Source organism: Brevibacterium sp. HMSC063G07, assembly GCF_001810665.1.
Taxonomy (GTDB): domain Bacteria; phylum Actinomycetota; class Actinomycetes; order Actinomycetales; family Brevibacteriaceae; genus Brevibacterium.
In genome coordinates this window covers 1-726 of the sequence record NZ_KV802332.1, presented here as the reverse complement: position 1 = coordinate 726, position 726 = coordinate 1, and the positions used below count along the sequence as shown (strand labels likewise).

Sequence of the window (726 nt, the reverse complement as noted above, 5' to 3'; positions counted from 1 at the left end):
GCTCATCAGCCCTATTAGAATCCGTACACCGAATGTTCGTAAACGCCGCAGCCATGCCACTGTAGTGGTGGTCCTCGTCATAGCCTTCGTATTGATCAGCGAGAGCCATCAGCACGCCGGCAGATTTGCCTTCTTTGAGCTCGTTCAGCGCATAGTTCAGGTCCGGCCAGTTTTCGCTGGAGTACAGCGCCTGGACCACACCAGTACGTCCGTCCATGAACGTCACACGCCGCTTGTCATCGTCCCGCCCAGTGGGCAGCCCCTTACCACCATCAGCGGTTTCAAGCTTCTGCAGAAGCTTGGCGTTGTTCTCACTGAGCGCCTTGACATCGTCACTATCACCCAAAGCACACGTGAAAGGCTCCTTGCTGAACGGGGTGCCTCGGAATGTCGACGGCCACAGGTCGCCGTAGGTTTTGCCTTTGCGCCCATTTTCAACACAGTCCTTGGCAAACTCTTCAAAGGTGTCTTGGAACCCCGCACCCTGATTGACATTGTCCTGTTGGTCGGGAGTCAGTCCATCGAGGTCAGCTTTTTCACTGGCTTCGCCCTTAGAGTTTTTGGTCTTATCAGCCTTGCCCGCGCCGGCCTTATCTGATCGAGCAGGTGCCGATTTGAGGTTTTCCAGGTTTGCAAAGCGGTCTGAGCGTTCATTGACTTCTTTCAACGCCTTGATTGCCTCAGCGTCGCCGGGGTCGACAACACCGTCGAAGACCAGTTTGCCCA

The 726-nt window shown here is 55.4% G+C and carries 1 pseudogene; it reads right to left on the bottom strand.

Annotation, left to right across the window (positions count from 1 at the left end):
- Positions 1 to 726 (bottom strand): annotated as a pseudogene (locus tag HMPREF2757_RS11835) (hypothetical protein); the annotation flags it as partial.